The following is a 1,614-nucleotide window of genomic DNA, read 5'->3' as shown; positions in this document are numbered from 1 at the left end:
CACGGACGGCGCGCCGCCGGTGCCGCCGTCGGGCGGCTACCGCGGCGCGAGGCGCACGCCGGTGTCGATGCTGGAGCAGCGCCCGGCGAGCGCGCCCGCGCCGTCGGCGCCGAAGCCGGGCGAGGGGCTCGCCCCCGGGGTGGGGGCCGTCGAGGGCCTCGACGACGCCGCGGACGGCCGCATGGACGGCCGCGGCCGCACGGGTGAGACCTACGAGCCCGCGGGCGCGTTGCCCGGCGCGGCCGGTCAGCGGGACGCGGGCACGGCCCAGGCCCCGGGCGGCGGCGCGGGCGGCGCCCTCACCGGCGCCCTCGGGGCGGCGGCGCTGGCGGCCGCCGTGGGCGGCGGCGTCCTCGTGGCCCGCAGCCGGAAGAAGAAGGACGGGGGCGCCGCCGATCCGGTCCGGGAGCAGGCCCCCGCGGGCCCGCAGGACCCGCTGGACGCGCTGAGCGTGGAGGAGCTGCGCACGAAGGCCGGCTCCAAGCTGGTGGCGGCCGACGACGCCATCCGCGCCTCGGAGCAGGAGCTGGGCTTCGCCATGGCCTCGTACGGTGAGGGCGCCGTGGGGACGTTCCGCGAGGACATCGAGCAGGCCAAGGAGCACATGAAGGCCTCGTTCCAGCTGCAGCACCAGCTGGACGACCACATCCCGGACACCGAGGAGGACCAGCGCTCCTGGCTCAAGGAGATCATCGCCCGCTCGGACAAGGTGGGCGCCGCGCTGGCGGTGCACCAGAAGGAGTTCGACTCCCTGCGCGACCTGGAGAACTCGGTCCCGCAGGCCCTCGCCGACCTGGAGGGCCGGCTGCCGGAGGCCGAGTCCACCGTGCGCCGCGCGGAGGAGACGCTCGTGGACCTGCACGCCCGGTACGCCGAATCCGCCCTCGCCGAGGTCAACGACAACGCCGTGCAGGCCCGGGAGCGCCTCGAGTTCGTCACGACGGCCGAGGCCAAGGCCCGCACCGCGCTCGACGCCGGCGACCGCTCCACGGCCGCCCTCGCCGTGCGCGCCGCCGAGCAGTCCCTCGGACAGGTGCGCACCCTGACCGAGGCCGTGGCCAAGGCCGGCGGCACCCTCGGCACCCTCACGGCCAACGTGCAGACCGGCATCTCCCAGTCCGAGCAGGACCTGGCCGAGGCGGAGGCGCTCCTGGCCGCCGGCCGCAGCCCCGAACTGGCCGGCCCCGTGGGCGGGATGCGCCAGACGCTGTCCACGGTGCGGGCCGAGCTGCAGTCCGGCCGCCCGGACCCGCTGGACCTGCTGCACCGACTCGAGGCGGCGCACCGCCAGCTGAACACCCCGCTCAGCGGCGTCCGGGACGCCCGCGAGCAGGCGCGCCAGGCGGATCAGATGCTCCCCGCGGCGCTCTCCCAGGCGCAGGCGCAGATCGACGGCACCGCCGACTTCATCGGGGCCCGCCGCGGCGCCGTCGGCTCGGAGGCCCGCACCCGTCTGGCCGAGGCCGACCGCGCGCTGCAGACGGCCATGTCCCTGCGCTCCTCGGACCCGGTCTCCGCGCTCGAGCACGCCCAGCGCGCCTCGCAGCTGTCCGACCGCGCGAGCCAGCGCGCCCAGGAGGACGTGGCCGGCTTCGGCTACGGCGGCATGGGCGG

Annotated in this window: 1 protein-coding gene; it reads left to right on the top strand. The window is 77.4% G+C overall.

Going from position 1 to position 1,614, the window contains the following annotated elements; translation table 11 throughout:
* Positions 1-67: 67 nt before the first annotated feature.
* The coding region (locus Q4D18_RS06990; RefSeq protein ID WP_303126802.1) for a TPM domain-containing protein at positions 68-1,614 on the top strand (1,547 nt) is incomplete at its 3' end.

This window comes from Micrococcus sp., from assembly GCF_030523875.1.
Taxonomy (GTDB): Bacteria; Actinomycetota; Actinomycetes; order Actinomycetales; family Micrococcaceae; genus Micrococcus.
Note: the sequence above shows the minus strand (reverse complement) of the source record. Positions and strands in the feature narration are given on the sequence as shown.